15 protein-coding genes and 1 pseudogene are annotated in these 16,856 nt (G+C 59.0%); 5 read left to right on the top strand and 11 right to left on the bottom strand.

What is annotated here, in order from left to right; all coding sequences use genetic code 11:
- Both HMPREF9538_RS10045 and HMPREF9538_RS10050 read right to left on the bottom strand, forming a co-directional pair.
- A pseudogene (locus HMPREF9538_RS10045) lies at window positions 1-1,417 on the bottom strand (thiamine pyrophosphate-requiring protein); the annotation flags it as partial.
- Window positions 1,418-1,512: 95 nt separating this feature from the next.
- Entirely contained in the window at window positions 1,513-2,454 is a 942-nt protein-coding gene (locus HMPREF9538_RS10050) for an AEC family transporter (RefSeq protein WP_009485522.1), read from the bottom strand.
- A gap of 184 nt (window positions 2,455-2,638) precedes the next feature.
- Here HMPREF9538_RS10050 and HMPREF9538_RS10055 point away from each other — a divergent pair, with 184 nt between their 5' ends.
- Window positions 2,639-3,526 (top strand): LysR family transcriptional regulator, encoded by an 888-nt coding sequence (locus tag HMPREF9538_RS10055; RefSeq protein ID WP_004181063.1) that lies wholly within the window; start codon window positions 2,639-2,641, stop codon window positions 3,524-3,526.
- Between the two features lie 66 nt (window positions 3,527-3,592).
- Window positions 3,593-3,934, top strand: coding sequence for a nitrous oxide-stimulated promoter family protein (locus tag HMPREF9538_RS10060; RefSeq protein ID WP_004900121.1), 342 nt, complete (start codon window positions 3,593-3,595; stop codon window positions 3,932-3,934).
- A gap of 66 nt (window positions 3,935-4,000) precedes the next feature.
- On the opposite strand, the gene HMPREF9538_RS10065 is transcribed toward HMPREF9538_RS10060, so the two are convergent.
- The 9 genes from HMPREF9538_RS10065 to HMPREF9538_RS10105 form a co-directional block, all read right to left on the bottom strand.
- Window positions 4,001-4,855, bottom strand: coding sequence for a metal ABC transporter permease (locus tag HMPREF9538_RS10065; protein ID WP_002915035.1), 855 nt, complete (start codon window positions 4,853-4,855; stop codon window positions 4,001-4,003).
- Entirely contained in the window at window positions 4,849-5,697 is an 849-nt protein-coding gene (sitC, locus tag HMPREF9538_RS10070; protein WP_004145794.1) for an iron/manganese ABC transporter permease subunit SitC, read from the bottom strand. Before sitC ends, HMPREF9538_RS10065 begins: the two co-directional genes overlap by 7 nt.
- Window positions 5,694-6,515: a manganese/iron ABC transporter ATP-binding protein gene (locus HMPREF9538_RS10075; protein ID WP_009485519.1), complete on the bottom strand. Its 822-nt coding sequence runs from the start codon at window positions 6,513-6,515 to the stop codon at window positions 5,694-5,696. The genes sitC and HMPREF9538_RS10075 overlap by 4 nt, the downstream gene beginning before the upstream one ends.
- The gene (locus HMPREF9538_RS10080) at window positions 6,512-7,429 is read right to left on the bottom strand and encodes a metal ABC transporter substrate-binding protein (protein WP_002915032.1); all 918 of its coding nucleotides are present in this window, start codon (window positions 7,427-7,429) and stop codon (window positions 6,512-6,514) included. Before HMPREF9538_RS10080 ends, HMPREF9538_RS10075 begins: the two co-directional genes overlap by 4 nt.
- 178 nt (window positions 7,430-7,607) lie before the next feature.
- Window positions 7,608-8,570: a LacI family DNA-binding transcriptional regulator gene (locus tag HMPREF9538_RS10085; RefSeq protein WP_002915031.1), complete on the bottom strand. Its 963-nt coding sequence runs from the start codon at window positions 8,568-8,570 to the stop codon at window positions 7,608-7,610.
- A gap of 56 nt (window positions 8,571-8,626) precedes the next feature.
- A complete protein-coding gene (locus HMPREF9538_RS10090; protein ID WP_004151053.1) occupies window positions 8,627-9,541 on the bottom strand; it encodes an ROK family protein in 915 nt (304 codons plus the stop codon).
- A 50-nt stretch (window positions 9,542-9,591) separates the two neighbouring features.
- Window positions 9,592-9,906 carry a PTS lactose/cellobiose transporter subunit IIA gene (locus HMPREF9538_RS10095; protein WP_002914983.1) on the bottom strand — a complete coding sequence of 105 codons (315 nt, stop codon included), beginning with the start codon at window positions 9,904-9,906 and terminating at the stop codon, window positions 9,592-9,594.
- A gap of 23 nt (window positions 9,907-9,929) precedes the next feature.
- Entirely contained in the window at window positions 9,930-11,252 is a 1,323-nt protein-coding gene (locus tag HMPREF9538_RS10100; protein WP_009485518.1) for a PTS cellobiose transporter subunit IIC, read from the bottom strand.
- A 9-nt stretch (window positions 11,253-11,261) separates the two neighbouring features.
- Window positions 11,262-11,576: a PTS sugar transporter subunit IIB gene (locus HMPREF9538_RS10105; RefSeq protein ID WP_002914979.1), complete on the bottom strand. Its 315-nt coding sequence runs from the start codon at window positions 11,574-11,576 to the stop codon at window positions 11,262-11,264.
- Between the two features lie 177 nt (window positions 11,577-11,753).
- Between HMPREF9538_RS10105 and HMPREF9538_RS10110 the strand changes: the two genes are divergently transcribed.
- The 3 genes from HMPREF9538_RS10110 to HMPREF9538_RS10120 all read left to right on the top strand — a co-directional run bounded on the left by HMPREF9538_RS10110 (window position 11,754) and on the right by HMPREF9538_RS10120 (window position 16,830).
- Complete coding sequence (locus tag HMPREF9538_RS10110) at window positions 11,754-13,025, top strand: PTS sugar transporter subunit IIC (protein WP_004151052.1); 1,272 nt, start codon at window positions 11,754-11,756, stop codon at window positions 13,023-13,025.
- Window positions 13,026-13,287: 262 nt separating this feature from the next.
- Window positions 13,288-14,625 carry a maltoporin gene (locus tag HMPREF9538_RS10115; RefSeq protein ID WP_002914972.1) on the top strand — a complete coding sequence of 446 codons (1,338 nt, stop codon included), beginning with the start codon at window positions 13,288-13,290 and terminating at the stop codon, window positions 14,623-14,625.
- Window positions 14,626-14,637: 12 nt separating this feature from the next.
- Complete coding sequence (locus HMPREF9538_RS10120; protein WP_009485516.1) at window positions 14,638-16,830, top strand: CBM35 domain-containing protein; 2,193 nt, start codon at window positions 14,638-14,640, stop codon at window positions 16,828-16,830.
- The last annotated feature ends 26 nt before the right edge of the window (window positions 16,831-16,856 follow it).

Below are 16,856 nucleotides of genomic sequence, written 5' to 3'. Positions count from 1 at the left end.
CGCCCCCCCCCCCGCCGTTATTTCCGACCACGACGAGGACAGGAAGCTTCATTACCTCCGCAATATGGTGGCAGACCGCAGGGTTGGCGAACAGGTACGACCCGTCGCCGACGGCGGCAATAATCAGCTCTTCCCGGCGCGCAAGCTGCAGCCCCAGCGCGATGGGCAGGGCTTCGCCCAGGCCGCCGGCCAGCGCTTCCTGGTAATAGCTCTCGGCATGGGTCAGTCCGGCAAACTGCGGCAGCGTGGTCAGTTCAGAAACGATCCGGCCGCGGTGTTGATTAGCCAGATGGCCGAGGCAGTAGCTGAGCCAGGGTTTGGTAATGGCCCCGGTCTGGCTGGCATGGAGAAGCGCGTCGCGCTGGTTTTTCTGTTGCTGGATGCGGCTCTGCGTATATGCCGCCCGCTCCGCCACATGTTGCTGGCGGGCGGCCTGCAGCGGGCGCAGCGCCTCTTCCAGCAGGCTGAAGACTTCATCGGTCTCGCCCGCCAGGTTGATGTCCGCGCGATAGCCGCGCACCGGGTAGCGGGAGAAGAGCGGATCGGGCCCCATCTGGATCACGGTGCAGTCCTGGCGACAGTCGCCCTCGGCGATCATCCATGGCGCCTGCGAGTCGACCACCAGAATCACATCGGCGTCAGCGAGCCAGACGCTGGGATCAGCCCCGGCGAGCAGGGGATTATCGGCGCTCAGGGTAACCTCGGTGCCCCAGTATTCCACCAGAGGGATCGCCCATTCGCGCACCAGACTATCGAGGCGCGCAAAGCCTTCCGCCGTTCGGGCGCCGCGCTGGGCGAAGATGACCGGGTGTCTGGCGCAGGCGATTGCCTCGGCTGCGCGGGCGATATCTTCCCGGACTGGCGCATAGCGGACCGGCTGCTGCGAAGGGCCAGCCTGCAGCGCGGCCTCATCGACGGCAAAGGTTTCGCACAGTGGCTCACGCGGTAAGCTCAGGTAGACCGGCCCTTTCGGCAGGGAGCTGGCGATCGCCCAGGCCCGGTCAACATGCTCGCCGATCTGATCGGCCAGCCGCAGTTCAAAATCCCACTTCACGGATTCACGGATCAGCGCCGCCTGGTCGCGCATCTCCTGGCCGTAGCCAATCGGCGTATTACGGCAGCCGAAGTGGGAATGTTCGCTTATCGGCGTGCGGCCGCCAAAAATCAGCACCGGAATATTGCTGTTCGCCAGATTGATGACGCCGCAGGCGGCGTTGGCTAGCCCGACGTTGGTGTGAACCATCACCGCCTGCATCTTGCCGGTGCCGAGGTAATAGCCATGGGCCATGCCGATGGCGGCGTTTTCATGCGGGCAGATCACTAACTCCGGTACCTTTTGCCCGGTCGCCCGGGCCTTTGCCCAGGCTTCAATGACTGGAGGATAATCGGTGCCCGAGTTGATAAAAATATACGCCACGTCCAGCGCCTGTAGCCGATGCAGTAACAGTTCAGCAGCCGATAATGTGATAGAGGCCATATTCTCTCCGTATTCACGCGGTGTAATCGCGGTAATTAAAAGGTTAAGAAAATAAATCCGCCCATCGTAATGATGGAGGCAATAATACTCAGCGCCATCGTCGAGGCCATTTCCTGCTCGCCGGTTTTATACTGCATAGCAATAATTATCGCGATGGAGCCTACCGGGATAGCCATCGTCAATACGACTTCCTTTATTTGCTCCATGCTGAAGCCCATTTTTAATAAAATGAGATAGCAGGCGCCGGGGACCAGAATATTGCGGGCGATAACGGTGATAATGGTAGCGGTGGTGATAACAATGCTGCGCGTATAGAGCACGATCCCGGCGGCAAACAGCGCCAGCCCCCCAGAGGCTTTGCCCAGCAGACCCAGCGACATCGAGATAGTCTCCGGAATATGGATATCCGCCAGCACGATGATCAGGGCGATTACCGGCGACCAGACCACGGGTTGTTTAATGGCGTTCACCACCCGTGCGCCAAAGGAAATATGCTGGCTCTTATCGCCGGTGGCGACCGACATCAGTATCATCACCAGCGGCAGCTGGAAGACGTTTTGCGTGATGCTGGACACGGTGATCAGCGACGCGCTGACGGTGCCAAATAAAAAGGCCAGCACTGAGGTGCCGACAAACGGGACTGCCGGCGAGCCGATGGCCAGCGCCTGCAGCGTACTGAGGGCGAGGTCGCGTCGAAACAGATAGCGGGCGACCAGTAAGGGAATGACGAAGCTGAGAATCAGCGCCAGGATGATAGCCACGGCGACCGGGCCCATGGTCATGACGATGTGTCGCGGCGTCATCACCATATTGCTGAAAATACTTAGCGGCAATGCGTAGAGCATCACAATTTTATTGATGTCTCCTGCCTGCTGCCAGTTAAAGTCTTTTCGTTTACCGCTAATATAGCCGATGATGACGGTAATGATGACCGGTAATATAGCGCCTGAAATTAATAGAATATTGTTCTGTGTCATGGTGATATATTCTCATTATAAATTATCTTCGGATCAGAAATGTGTTTTGCCGTGGGTGGTGAGATAAATAAATCCTTTTGAAGTATGCGTTCCGGTGATTTTTGAGCGTATTGATAGCGATATTTATTCGCTAAAAAAGGGCGCAGGGGAAATGCAAAAACCGTTTATTCAATGAGTAAATATCATGCCAATGAAATTTAAGCAGATTCAGGCATTTATTACCGTCGCCCGCGAAGGCAATATGACCCTGGCCGCAGAGAAAATGGGGATCACCCAGTCGGGACTGAGCCGACTGCTATTGAGCCTGGAAGCGGACTTGAGCGCATCCTTATTCGAACGACATAAGCACGGCATGGCGTTGAGCGAATATGGCAGCGCCTTTTTACCCTACGCGCTGACGATGCTGAATACCGAACAAAAGGCGCGCGAGGAAATTGAGCTCATCCGCGGCGCCGGGAAAGGCATTCTGCGGATTGGCTGCGTTTCCAGTCTGCTGACCAGCCATTTCATCGATAAGCTGGCGGCTTTCCATCAGCACCATCCCCAGATCCATCTGCGGATCGTCGACCGCATTGACTCCGAGCTGTATAAGCTGTTGCTGATGCACGACATCGATATCGCCCTCTGCGGTCCCTTACCGCATGATGAGAAAATCGTGGTGCGGGGCAAAATTAACTGGCAGGACCGGATCTGCATCGTCGCCAGGCAGCACCACCCGCTGCATCAGGCGGCGGACGTCACCCTGGAGGCGATGCTGGACTATCCGTGGATCATGCCGCCGCCGTCTAGTACGCCAATGAACATCCTGGCGGATATCTTTCGCGCCCGGCAGCTACCCTGTCCGCAGCCGGTTATTGAGTGCGCCTCATCCTCGGCCATTAAGGCCTTTCTGTGCGAGAGCGATCTGTTAACGTCGATGCCGGCCCCGGTTTACCGACACGAAGAAGCGCTTGGCCTGCTGCGCCCGTTTGAGCTCGAGGGCAGCGTTTTTATCCGGGATTTCTATGCCTACAGCCATTTCGGGGTTCTGTCCGGGGCAGCCCTGCAGTTGATTCAGCATCTGAAGCAGTGAGTCTGGTCGGGTATGGATATTAAGGTGTATGATAAATGCATCTTAAAAAAGACGAAAGGCGGGGAGATGGGGAAGCGTATCGAACGGGAAAAAATGACGATTCAGCGGATGATTGCCCTCTACCAGCGGCGCTGTCCCGAGGCGCAGGCCGATAATGCGCACTATCAGGCGCTGAACGCCTACGCTGACAAGCGCCTTGATAAGTGCGTGTTTGGCGAGAATAAACCGGCCTGCAAGCAGTGTCCGGTGCACTGCTACCAGCCGGCGAAGCGCGAGGAGATGAAGCAGATTATGCGCTGGGCCGGGCCGCGGATGCTCTGGCGCCACCCGATCCTCACTATTCGCCATCTGCTGGACGACAGGCGCCCGGTGCCGCCGCTGCCGGAAAAATATCGACCGAAAAAGTAGCTGCTTTCCCTGGTCAGCGCTGCGCAGCCGGGCGACAAGTCGTGCTCTTGTAGCCCCGGCAAGGCGTTAGCCGCCACCGGGGATAATTGCTGAAGTTTTCTGTTTCTGACTATCGCGGATCGTGCTTGCGACAAAGGCGACCACAAACAGCGCGGTAAACAGCACTACGATAGTCGGCGCTGGCGCGCTGTCGAGATAGAACGCCAGCCACACCCCTCCCGCCGAGCAGCCGATGGCCACCGCTACCGCCAGCAGCAGGGCGTGGATAAAGCGTCTCACCAGCAGAAGCGCGATCGCCCCGGGGGCAATCAGCAGCGAAATCGACAGAATAATCCCCACCGACTGCAGCGTCGCGACGATGGTCAGGGCGATCATGCACAGCAGGCCGTAGTGCAGCAGTCCGCCGCGCAGGCCGCTGGCTTTAGCCTGCGTTGGATCGAAGGCGTGCAGCAAAAAATCCCGCCATTTGAGACCGATAATCAACGCAATCACCAGTGCGATCGCCGTCGTTTGCCCAATATCGCGGAGGGAGATCCCCAGCATATCGCCGAACAGGATATGGTCGAGATGAACATCGGACTGGATCGCTACGTACAGCACCAGTCCGGCGCCAAACATGCCGGAGAAGACAATCCCCATGATGGTATCGCGCTTGAGTCGGCTGTTATCGTCGAGAAAACCGGTCGTCACGGCGCACAGCAGACCGGCGATAAACGCGCCGATGGCGAAGGGGATGCCGATAATGTAGGCCAGCACCACGCCCGGAAAGACCGCGTGGCTCATGGCGTCGCCCATCAGCGCCCAGCCTTTGAGCACCAGAAACACCGACAGCAGCGCGCAGGGAATGGCGACGACGATCGATATCGCTATCGCATTGACCATAAAAGGAAACTGGAACGGGGCCAGGAACAGGTTCAGCATGCGGCCTCCCTGGCGCGGCGGCGGCTGGCCAGCAGGCCGTGCTTCGGCGCGAAGATAAAGGTGATGAGGAACAGCAGCGTTTGCGCGACCACGATAATGCCGCCGGTGGCGCCGTCGAGATAGTAGCTGAGCCAGGCGCCGAAGAAACTGGTCAGGCTGCCGATAGCCACGGCGATGGCCAGCAGGCGCGGGAAGCGATCGGTTAACAGCCACGCGGTGGCCCCGGGAGTGACCACCAGGCAGATGACCAGAAAGGCGCCGACGGTCTGCAGCGCCGCCACGGTGCAGGCGGCCAGCAGGGTAAAGAACAGCAGCTTCAGGCCGCGGGTGTTCAGGCCAATCGAGCGGGCGTGGTGTTCATCAAAGAAGGTCACCATCAGGTCTTTCCACTTCAGCAGCAGAATCGCCATTGAGATAAAGCCGATCGCTGCCAGCTGGATAATATCCTCCGGGGCGATGGCCAGAATATTGCCGAGGATGATGGTCTGGATATTCACCGACGTCGGATTCAGCGACACCATAAACAGCCCGATCCCGAAGAAGGAGGAGAAGATCAGCCCGATAATGGCATCCTCTTTTAGCCGCGAGCGCTGTTGCAAAAACAGCATGCTGCCCGCCGCCAGGCCGCCGGAGAGAAACGCGCCGAGCGCGAAGGGCAGGCCGAGCATATAGGCCCCGGCGACGCCGGGTACAATCGAGTGGGAGAGGGCGTCGCCAATCAGCGACCAGCCTTTGAGCATCAGGTAGCAGGAGAGAAAGGCGCAGACGCCGCCCACCAGCGCCGACACCCACATCGCATTGAGCATATAGTGATAGCCAAACGGCTCCAGCAGCCAGCTCATCGTGGGCCTCCCGCCGCGCGCCGGCTGATAAACGGCCGCTCGTCATCGGTGATAACCTGCGCTTCCCCGCCTGTGAGCGCGACGTGGCGCAGCACGCCGCTGAAAGCCCGCTCCAGATTCTCGGCAGTGAAGGTGGTTTCTGTCGGGCCGCTGGCCAGCACGGTGCCTTTCACCATCACCGTATAATCACAAAATTCACTCACTGACCCGAGGTTGTGGGTGGAGACCAGCATGGTACAGCCCTCATCGCGGAGCTCGCGCAGCAGGCTGATGATCCGCGCTTCGGTCTGCACATCGACGCCGGTGAAAGGCTCATCCAGCAGGATCACCTGACCCTGCTGAGCGATGGCGCGGGCAAGAAAGACGCGCTTTTTCTGCCCGCCGGAGAGCTCGCCAATCTGCCGATGGCGGTACTCGCTCATGCCCACGCGGGCCAGCGCGGCATCGACAATTTCGCGATCGCGCGGCTTTGCCCGCCGCAGCCAGCCCATATGGCCGTAGCGGCCCATCATCACCACATCCTCCACCAGCACCGGGAAGGACCAGTCCACCTCTTCCGACTGCGGGACATAGGCGACCAGGTTTTGGCGCAGTGCGCGGTTGACCGGCTGGCCGAGTATGGCGATCTCGCCGTGACCAACGCGGACAAAGCCCATCAGCGCTTTAAACAGCGTGGATTTACCCGAGCCGTTAACCCCCACCAGCGCGGCAATGGAGCCGCGCGGCACGCTGAACGAGGCGTCGCGCAGGGCAGTGTGGCCGTTGCGCCAGGTGACGGTGAGCTGGTCGACATACAGTCCCGCTTGCGCTGCATTCATGGCTGCTTCCTCATCCCGTCCTGGATACCGTTGACGATGGTTTCGGTGGTGACGCGCAGCAGGTCGAGCCAGGTCGGCACCGGGCCGTCGGCGGCGCTCAGCGAATCGACATACAGCACGCCGCCGTAGTGGGCCCCGGCTTCCCGCGCCACCTGACGCGCCGGTTTATCGGAGATGGTGCTTTCGCTGAAGATGGTCGGGATGCGTTCTTTCTTCATGGTGTCGATAACCTTGCGCACCTGTTGCGGGGTGCCCTGCTGGTCGGCATTGATCGGCCACAGATACAGTTCGCGCAGGCCATAGTCGCGGGCCAGATAGGAGAAGGCTCCCTCGCTGGTGACCAGCCAGCGCTTATCCGCCGGCAGCTGCGCCAGTCTGGCCTGCAGCGGCGCCATCGTCTGACGGATCTTCTCTTTGTAGGCCTCGGCGTTACGGCGATAGGTGTCGGCGTGAGGCGGATCGTACTTCACCAGCGCATCGCGAATGTTATCGACATAGATCAGGGCGTTATCTGCCGACATCCAGGCATGGGGATTGGGCTTCCCGCTATAGGGGCCCGCGCTGATGCCCATCGGCTGGATCCCCTCGCTGACCACCACCTCCGGAACGCCCTGTAAGTGCTGATAAAAACGGGCAAACCACCGTTCGAGATTAAGCCCATTGCTGAGGATCAGCTGCGCCCCCTGCGCGCGTTTGATATCGCCGGGCGTGGGCTGGTAATCATGGATCTCCGCGCCCGGTTTAGTAATGGAGCTGACGACGGCGGCGTCGCCGGCCACGTTCTGCGCCATATCGGCGATAACCGTGAAGGTGGTGATAACCCTGAATTTCTCCTGCGCCGAGGCCGGCGTCGCGGCCAGCAGAGCCAGCGCGCTGGCCAGCAGCAATGATTTCAGCGGTGTCAGGTGTAGCATAGGATCCCTCGCAATGGTGTGGTTAATTTCCCAGCGTTTATAGCCATTGCTATGTTATATAGCACAAGCTATTTATAAATGAAAATAATTCTTATTTACATGCGTGGGTAATAATGAGCCCGGAAACGAAAGCGCGAAAAGGGGAGGTAAGTCTGGCCCGGCGCCAACCGGGCGAAGATCAAGAGATATCGGCGACCGACTGGCGCGGGATCAGGCGGCCAGCCAGCGAGCGGCCCTCGGCGGTGAAGGTTGGCCGGTCGTCAATCAGGCTGCGAATACGCTGAATACAGTTATCCAGCAGCGCCTCCAGTGGCCAGGAGATGCAGGTCAGCGGCGGGTAGAGCAGCGAGGCGAGCGGGGAATCCTCAAGGCTCAGCAGGGAGACCTCCTGCGGGACGGCGATGGTGAATTCGCGCAGCAGACGCATCGCCTCAGCCGCGTAGCGGTCGCGTTTAACGATAATGACTGAGTATTTACTGAAGCTGTTAATTAAGGTCAGCAGCGCCTGCTCGACGTCATCGTTGGCCGTCAGCACCAGCTGACGGTTAAAAGGAATGGAGTAGTTCTGCAGGACGTTGCGGTAGCCTTCCAGCATCTGACGGCTGGCATCGTCGCTATCGCTGTCCACCAGCAGGGCGATGTTGCGGTGTCCCTTGCCAATCACATAGCGGCAGGCGCTTTCGGTGGCAAAGGCGAAGTCATAGCCCTGGCTGTTGCTCCCGGCGACGCCGAAGCGGTCAAAGGCGATAACGTTGCGCGGCGCGTCGGCGGCAACGGCGCCCAGCACCACCACCGCCACGCACTGGCGCTGCAGATCGTCGATTACCGCCGCCTGCTCTACCGGGTCGCTGACGTACTGGACCAGCAGGCTTTTATTCAGCCCTTTCAGCGCCTGAGAGAGCAGCGGCAGCAGACGTGCGCCGTGGCTTTCGTCCTGCGCGGAAATCACCAGACCAACGTGGCTGGATGTCTGACTGGCGAGGTTTTGCGCGGCAAAGCTCGGGCGATAGTTGAGTTCTTCAACGGCCCGCAGCACAGCTTCCCGGCTCTCTTCGCGCACGCCCCGGGTGCCGGTCAGCACGCGGGATACCGTCGCTCTTGAGACATTCGCTAATCTTGAAACATCATCAATCGTTGGCATGGCTTTTTCTGTCTGAACATTTTCGCCTAGCTTAACATACCTGCTGAAAAAAGTGTCTACCGCGGCCCTTGCGCGGCGCCGGGAAGCCGGGGCAGCCAGGCCGCGCCGCGCACGCCGCTGGCGTCGCCGAAACGGGCCGGTTTGATCTGCGTGCGGCAGGTGTCGGAGAAGATCCACGGCACGATGGCGGCAGGCAGATCGCGATAGATCTGGCTGACGTTGGACAGACCGCCGCCCAGCACAATCACCTGCGGGTCGAGAATATTGATCACCGACGCCAGGCTGCGGGCAAAGGCATCGATAAAGTGTCGCCAGTGGGCCAGCGCGCGCGGATCGCCGTTTTGCGCCGCGGCGACAATGGCTTCCGCACGGGCTTGTTCCCCATAGCGGCGGGCGAAGCCGGTACCGGAGAGAAAGCTTTCGATGCAGTTCGTTTTGCCGCAGTAGCAGGGCTGCGGCGGGCCATCGCGCTCAGGAGTATAGCCCGGCAGCGGATTATGCCCCCACTCCCCGGCGATAGCGTTGGGGCCGCTGAGCAGCTGTTGATGAACGGCGATCCCGCCGCCGCAGCCGGTACCGATAATCACCCCGAAGACGGTGGTAGCTCCGGCGCCGGCGCCATCCACCGCCTCCGAAAGGGTGAAGCAGTCGGCATCGTTTGCCATCCACACCGGCTGGCCAAGCTGCTGCATGATATCCCGGCGCAGATCGTGACCGTTGAGCACCAGGCAGTTGCAGTTTTTAATGCGTCCGCTTTGCGGATCGATAGCCCCGGGCAGGCCGATCCCCAGGGTGAACGGCTGCGGGCTGACCGCGCGAATATCGGCAATCAGGGTCAGCAGCTGACGCATAAAGGCGTCATAGCTCTCTTTGTGGGTCGGCCGGCGCAGGCGCTGGACGCATTCGCCCGCCGGGTCCAGCAGTACGGCTTCCATTTTGGTGCCGCCAATATCTATTCCAAGATGTAACATAGTGACCTCGGGGAATCAGGCCCGGCCAGCGCGTCTGGCCGGGCAAGGCGCTAGGCGTGAAGCGGCTGCGCGCGGTAAATCGCAATCAGTTCGGCAATCAGCTCTTTCGCCAGAATGGATGTCATCAGGTGATCCTGAGCATGGACCATTACCAGCGTCATTTTGGTTTTTCCCTCGCCTTCGTCAGCTTCGATAAGCTGGGTCTGTACAAGGTGAGCTTCGCGGGAATAGTGCGCCGCTTCCTGCATTTTGGCGTCGGCGGTGGCGAAATCACCCGCTTTAGCGGCGTGCAGCGCTTCGTAGCACAGGCTACGTGACTGGCCGGCATTGATGATGATCCCCATCACCTGTTCTTCTAATTCCATGATTATCCTCTGAATCGTTAGCGTTAAGCGGTTTGCGCCGCGTTGTCAGCCTGGCCGACGGCGTTTTCACGCTCCTGGGCCAGCAGCTGTTTTTCGTAAGCTTTGAGAAATGGCAGGTACATCACCATGGCGGTGGCCATACAAATGAGGCACAGGATCACCGGGCTAAAGCTCCAGTTCGCCGCCCACGAGGCGCCGATAGGCGCCGGCGTTGTCCATGGCGTCATCGACACTACGCGGCTGACCAGGTCCAGCTTCAGCGCGAAGTACGCCAGGGTCGCGTTCACCATCGGCACCAGCACGAACGGCAGGAAAAACAGCGGGTTCATGATGATCGGCGCGCCGAAGAGGATCGGTTCGTTAATATTGAATACCCCAGGCACGACCCCCATCCGGCCGATCGTCCGCAGATGCACGGCCTTGCTGCGCAGCAACATCAGCGCCAGCGGCAGGGTGGAGCCGACGCCGCCGATCAGCAGATAGTGATCCCAGAAGCCCTGGACATAGATGTGCGGGATAGCGGTGCCAGCGGCCATGGCCGCCTGATTGACCGACAGGTTGGCCATCCAGAACGGGTTCATGATCCCGGTGACGATCAGCGCGCCGTGGATCCCGGCGAACCACAGCACCTGACAGACCAGCACCGACAGCAGGATCGCCGGCAGCGTATCGGAAGCCGCGACCAGCGGCTTCACCAGCGACATGATCGCTTCCGGAATGATCATCCCCAGCTGGGCTTCGATAAACAGGTTCAGCGGATGCAGCGTCAGAATGATCGCCAGCACCGGGATCAGGATTTCAAACGAGCGCGCCACCCCGGCAGGCACTTCCGGCGGCAGGCGAATGGTGATGTTATGCCGTTTGAGGAAGGCGTACAGCTCGGTGGAATAGATGGCCACCAGAATGGCGGTAAAGATCCCCTGACCGGAGAAGTAGGCAGTAGAGATCTGGCCATCTTTCAGCGGCGCGGCTACCAGCAGAAACGACATCAGCGACAGCATCCCGGCGGTCAGCGAGTCCAGATGATGGTGTTTGGCGAGGCTGGCGGCGATCCCGACGGCGATAAACAGGGTCATCACCCCCATGCTGAAGTGGAACGGCAGCATCAGCGCATCGCGATGATCGAGCGAAAATTGCAGCCAGGCGCGGGCGAATCCCCAGGTGGTGTCGGGTGAGAAGGGGGGAAAGATAAACACCAGCAAAAACGAGCCGACGATCATAAAGGGCAGGGCAGTGATAAAGCCATCGCGGATCGAGGTGACATATTTTTGCTGGCCGATCGCGCCGGCCAGCGGCGTGATCTGCCGTTCGATCACGTCGATCAGTTTAGCGTACAGAGAGCTCATGATCTTTCCTTAGTTCTTGTTTTCGATAAGGGAAAGGGCGAAATCAAGGACCGCGGCGCCTTTTTGCATGCCGTAGTCCATCATATTGATGGGTTCGACGCGGATACCGTATTTATCCGCCTGTTTTTGCAGATCCTGCTGCATGTATTTCACCTGCGGCCCCAACAGCACCACCTGATAATGGCCGACCTGTTCGGCGAACTCCGCTACGCCATAGGCGTTGATCTCTACCGGCAGGCCCCGCTGTTCGGCTTCCGCAATCATTTTTTTCATCAGCAGGCTGGTGGACATGCCTGCTGAACAACACAACATAATTTTTTTCATAATTACCGCTCCTGATGAGGTTGGATGAGCGGACTATAGTCAAAATGGATGCATTACGGAAAGCGCTTTCCGTTTGTGGATTTATTAATTGTGACCATGATCACCTATGGCAGGCTTTCACTTTCCGGTGTTGTGGGCGATCATCCCGGCGAGACAACCATTCGCAAAGGTAGGAGTATGAACATTCAGTTAATGAATGTGGCCGTGGACATCATCGAGCAGCGGCTGGCGCCGCTGGCGAATGTTCTGACGCGCAACAACCACATTACGGCGATGCGCGATAGCTTTGCGCTGGCTATGCCCTTTGTGATTGTTGGCAGCCTGTTAGTTCCCATTTTGTTTCCGCCCGTTTCCATCGACGGCGCCTCGCGTTTCGGCCAGGTCTATTTGCTGCTGCGGCCAATCCTGCTGCCGACCTTTCAGCTAACCATTGGCCTGGTGGCGCTGATTGTCGCCTTCGGCGCCAGCGCCAGTCTCGCCAAGCAGTACCGTCTGCCGGAACGGCTCTGCGGTTTAACCGGGTGTCTGGCTTTTCTGCTGTTTATCGGCTTTCGCGAGACTGCGGTGAGCAATGTTTATCTCGGCGGTATGGGGATATTTACTGCCCTGATATCCAGCACCTATTCCATTGAGATAATTCGTTTTTTCTACAAAAAAGGCTGGTGCATTCGCTTGCCTGATGAAGTGCCGCTGATGACCCGCAATGGCTTTCAACTGCTGATCCCGCTGCTGGTGGTGATGCTGTCGATAAGCGTGATGAATGCCATACTGCTGCAGACCACCGGACGCATCGTACCGGAGTTGATCAGCGAAGCGGTGCGGCCGCTGGTGCTGGCGTCCGACACGCTGATGGCGGTACTTATCTCTTTATTTATCTGTAACTTACTCTGGTTTATCGGTATCCACGGCGCGCTGATCATCACCGGGATCATGAACCCCTTCTGGATGACCTATCTGTTTGAAAATCAGCAGGCGCTGGCGGCGGGTTCGCCAACGCTGCCGCATATTTATCTGCAGGGGTTCTGGGATTTTTACCTGCTGATCGGCGGTATTGGCTCCACTTTGCCGCTGGTGCTGATGGCGATGCGCAGCCGCTCGCGGCAGCTGAAAAGCGTGGCCAAGATTGGCCTGCTGCCGTCGCTGTTTAATATCAACGAGCCAATACTGTTTGGTTTTCCGGTGATCATGAACCCGGTTTTTTTACTGCCGTTTCTCTTTGTTCCGCTGATAAATGCCTGTATCGCATGGTATTTAACTCAGCTGGGTATCCTCGACCGCGCGGTGGCGATGCTGCCATGGTCGATGCCTTCCCCGCTGGGGGCAGCATGGTCGGCGAACGGCAGCTGGAAAAATTTGTGCATGAGCCTGTTCGCGATGTTTAACGCCTGGATGCTCTATCGCCCCTTCTTCAAAGTGTACGAACGCCAGCTCGCGGAAACCGAACGCTGATCCTCTCGCCGTCGGCGGCTTATCCCCCGGCGGCACCTGCTCATCTGCTCCTCCTTCCGCTCCACTGCCGGCGCCCGGCGACATTCTTGTCATTTTATGTGATCAGTCTCACGAATATATTCGCCGCAGAGCTAATTTTGTGAACCAGATAGGCAATTATGGAAAGCGCTTTCCATAAGTGGATGTACATTTCCGTTTTTGATCCGTAAATTTCCCCTCCGTTATCGGTTCGTGTTAACAAACATAACGTGGGAAAAAAATAATGATAAAGCTGAAACACTCAATACCTCTGGCTCTCCTCTCGCTGGCAGGGGCCAGCAGCCCGGCCTGCGCCGATCCGAAGTATGATTTTGCGCTGCATGGCTATATCCGCTCCGGGATCCTGGCGAACTCCGATGGCAACCGCGCGGACTCCGTCGGCCTGATGCCGGACGGTAAGTGGCGACTGGGCAACGAAGAAGACACCAAGATCGAACTGATCCCCACCGTGACGCTGACGGCGGACAGCGGCGTGGTGGCGAAAGTGCAGGCCAACCTCACTCACCAGTCGAAATGCACCTCCGACTGGAACTGTCAGGATGACGATGGCCATGACGTACAGTTTCGTGAAGGGTTCGCCGAGCTGAGCAATCTGGATTTTGCGCCGGAGATGACCTTCTGGGCCGGTAAGCGCTACAGCAGCTCCAACACCTCCAGCCATCAGTTCGACTGGGAGTACATTCAGTACAACGGCACCGGCGGCGGCTTCGACAACATGGATCTCGGCTTCGCCCGCTTCGACGCCGGGGTGTACGCCTTTTCACCCACCGATGAAACCAAAGCCTACCCGGTGGATAAGGGAGATCAGGGCTACCCGGATGACTATTCCCTCAACCTGTGGCTGAAAAAGATCGCGGGGACAGGCTTCGATCTGGAGCTGATCGGCCACCACATGAACCGTAACGAAAACCATCCGACTTCCGCCGAGAAGGGCTATGGCGTGACCGGTATTTATAACTTTGACGGCTTCTATGGTCTGACCGGAGGCTACTCCCGCCTCGCATTGCAGTACGGGAAAGGGCTGGCGGCGGGTGACTCGCTGGGTAAAAACGGCTGGGGCTGGGCCAACCTGGAAAACACCCAGTCCTGGCGAGTGGTGCTGGATAGCGTGGCCTCGATGGGCGACCTGGAGATCTCGACCTTCGCTTTCTGGCAGAAAGATAAAAACTACCGCTGGTGGACAGAAGATGAAAATGGCTGGGGACGCTCGATGTGGGTCGCTGGTATCCGCCCTTATCATCAGATCACCCGCAACTTTGCCATGCAGTACGAGCTGGGCTACGAATACCTGGATGACAAAAACTACAAAGGAGTAAACGGCAAAGGCAAAGGCGGCCTGACCAAAGTCACCGTTGCGCCAACGCTGACCTTTGACTCCGGTTTCTGGGCGCGTCCGCAGCTGCGCTTCTTCGTCACCTACGCGAAGTGGGATAAAGGTGTCTCCGATGCATTAGACGGTAACTACAACTGGGATACCAATACCATCACCGCCGGCGGGTATTCCCGCAGTGGCTCTACCGACACCGTTAACTTCGGCGTACAGGCCGAGGTCTGGTTCTAAGGAGAGACAACGATGAAGCCGATGAAAAACCTGCTGCTGATGGGGCTGCTGTCCGCGCGGGCGGCCGGCGGGGCGCTGGCCGCCGAGCGCTCGCACTTTACGCACTTTATCACTCGCGACGGCGCCACCCTCAAGGACGGCGACAAGGTGTTTCGTTTCGCCGGGATCCACGCGCCGGAGCTACACCGCATTGAAGACGACGCCCGCGGCCCCTGCAGGGCAGACCCGCGCGGCTGGGGGCAATACTTTAAATGGCCAACGGCCCAGGAGCAGCAAAACTGGATCCAGGCGATGGTGCAAACCGGGGCGAAAGCCCAGCGCGTCTACGTGCTGTCGGTGCAGCAGGAATTTGATAAGGCCTGCGGGCGCGAGACCCATATTCTGGCGCCGGAAACGGCGGACGGCATGCCGCGGCTGAATGAGAAAGCCATGCGGGTGTATGACAACATGATTGCCGAAGCGGATAAACAGGGATTGCGTCTGATCCTGCCGTTTATCGACCACTGGTGGTGGTGGGGCGGGCGCGAGCAGCTGGCGGCGTTCTATCATGAAAAAGCGGAAGACTTTTATCGGACCGATAGCAAGACCTTCAAAGCCTATCTGGATGTGATCCGCCAGGTTATCACCCGGACAAATACCGTCACCGGCCGCGCCTATTATGATGAAAAGGCGATCATGGCCTGGGAAACCGGTAACGAGCTGGAGGATACCAACGCCGATTTCCTGCATCAGACCGCGGCGTGGATTAAAAAGTGGGCCCCTCATCAGCTGGTGGTGGATGGCACCTATAAGAAAATTAATCCGTTTGCGTTGACCGACCCCAATGTGGATATCGTCAGCAATCACTATTACACCAATGCCGATAATAACCATCCCGGGCAGGTGACGCAGGATCTGCGCGCCGTCGGCGGGCAAAAAGTCTATCTCGTCGGCGAGTTTGGCCTGCTGCCGGCGGATCAACTGAACGCCATTATGCAGTCGATTGTTCACAGCGAGGTCAACGGGGCGCAAGCCGCCGGCGGGCTTATCTGGGGCTTCCGCGGCCATCGTCACGACGGCGGCTTCTACTGGCATAAGGAGTCGACCGGGCACTACAGCTACCACCTGCCGGGGTTTGCCAAAGAAGGCGAAGCGAACCAGGAGCAGGCGGTGGTCGATCTGGTGCGCACCGCCGCGGCGCAGATGGCCGGGCAGCAGACGATGGCGCCGCTGCCGAAGCCGGAGGCGCCTTTGCTGCGCGAGACCACCTCGCCCTTCGCGATCAACTGGATGGGCGCTGCGGTGGGACGCAGCTACGATGTCGAACGCGCCGCCTCGCCGACCGGGCCGTGGACGGTGGTGGGCCGGGATATCTCCGATGGCGTTAACGAATGGAATCCGGAAACCATGGTTCTGTTCCGCGACGATTATCGTCAGCTTCAGCTCGGGCATACGTATTACTACCGGGTGACGGCGAAAAACGAGAGCGGTCGTTCGGCTCCTTCCAATGTGATTAGCGTGCAGCATAGCGAGGAGAATCAGCCGCCGGTTGTCACGCTGGAACCGGCCCTAACCACCACGCAGGACCAGGGCGTCGAGCTTACGGCCAGCTGGCAGGACGATGGCCTGCCGTCGCGAGAGGTTAAGGTGGGCTGGCAGCACGCCGGCGATGGCCAGGTGCATTTCTGCCATGCCGATCGGGCTCAAACCCGGGCCTGGTTTACGACGCCAGGCACCTATGCGCTGACGTTCACGGCGGACGATGGGCTGTTGAAAAGCAGCAAAACCGTGACCGTGACGGTGGGCGAGGCGGCGGGGAAAGCGCCAGCGGATTTCTGTCGTTATCACAGCGAAGTTTATGGCGTGGCTGAGGGGCGGCTGACGGTGATGAAGAGTGATAAAGACGCGCTGACAGTTGGCGAGGACGGCTTCCTCGGCCCATTTGCCAACGAGGGGGATAAGGTCAGCTGGCAGGTGCAGGCGCCGTGGAGCGGTCAGTTCCTGCTCAATGTAACCTTCAACGGCAAATGGGGCGGTAAGCAGAACTCGTTTGTCGTCAACGGGGGCGCTCCGCAGACCGTGGCCTTCCCGCAGACGGATGAGCAGGGCCAGCAGCTGCGGATACCGGTGACGCTTAAAGCCGGGAGCAATCAGATTGACTTCGGCCGCTTCGCCGGCGACTGGGGCTATATGTTCATTAAATCGATCGAAGTGGTCGCTGAGTAGTACGTTCAGGCTGCGCCAGACGGGCG

This window comes from Klebsiella sp. MS 92-3 (assembly GCF_000195655.1).
Classification (GTDB): domain Bacteria; phylum Pseudomonadota; class Gammaproteobacteria; order Enterobacterales; family Enterobacteriaceae; genus Klebsiella; species Klebsiella pneumoniae.
This window is presented reverse-complemented; position numbering and strand designations above follow the sequence as displayed.

Bases quoted from the DNA above. Each gene is read 5' to 3' on its own strand.
- HMPREF9538_RS10055 (WP_004181063.1), top strand. From the start codon at position 2,639: ATGCCAATGAAATTTAAGCAGATTCAGGCATTTATTACCGTCGCCCGC.
- HMPREF9538_RS10120 (WP_009485516.1), top strand. From the start codon at position 14,638: ATGAAGCCGATGAAAAACCTGCTGCTGATGGGGCTGCTGTCCGCGCGG.
- HMPREF9538_RS10060 (WP_004900121.1), top strand. From the start codon at position 3,593: ATGGGGAAGCGTATCGAACGGGAAAAAATGACGATTCAGCGGATGATT.
- HMPREF9538_RS10080 (WP_002915032.1), bottom strand. From the start codon at position 7,429: ATGCTACACCTGACACCGCTGAAATCATTGCTGCTGGCCAGCGCGCTG.
- HMPREF9538_RS10085 (WP_002915031.1), bottom strand. From the start codon at position 8,570: ATGCCAACGATTGATGATGTTTCAAGATTAGCGAATGTCTCAAGAGCG.
- HMPREF9538_RS10100 (WP_009485518.1), bottom strand. From the start codon at position 11,252: ATGAGCTCTCTGTACGCTAAACTGATCGACGTGATCGAACGGCAGATC.
- HMPREF9538_RS10105 (WP_002914979.1), bottom strand. From the start codon at position 11,576: ATGAAAAAAATTATGTTGTGTTGTTCAGCAGGCATGTCCACCAGCCTG.
- HMPREF9538_RS10090 (WP_004151053.1), bottom strand. From the start codon at position 9,541: ATGTTACATCTTGGAATAGATATTGGCGGCACCAAAATGGAAGCCGTA.
- HMPREF9538_RS10050 (WP_009485522.1), bottom strand. From the start codon at position 2,454: ATGACACAGAACAATATTCTATTAATTTCAGGCGCTATATTACCGGTC.
- sitC (WP_004145794.1), bottom strand. From the start codon at position 5,697: ATGAGCTGGCTGCTGGAGCCGTTTGGCTATCACTATATGCTCAATGCG.
- HMPREF9538_RS10095 (WP_002914983.1), bottom strand. From the start codon at position 9,906: ATGGAATTAGAAGAACAGGTGATGGGGATCATCATCAATGCCGGCCAG.
- HMPREF9538_RS10110 (WP_004151052.1), top strand. From the start codon at position 11,754: ATGAACATTCAGTTAATGAATGTGGCCGTGGACATCATCGAGCAGCGG.
- HMPREF9538_RS10075 (WP_009485519.1), bottom strand. From the start codon at position 6,515: ATGAATGCAGCGCAAGCGGGACTGTATGTCGACCAGCTCACCGTCACC.
- HMPREF9538_RS10065 (WP_002915035.1), bottom strand. From the start codon at position 4,855: ATGCTGAACCTGTTCCTGGCCCCGTTCCAGTTTCCTTTTATGGTCAAT.
- HMPREF9538_RS10115 (WP_002914972.1), top strand. From the start codon at position 13,288: ATGATAAAGCTGAAACACTCAATACCTCTGGCTCTCCTCTCGCTGGCA.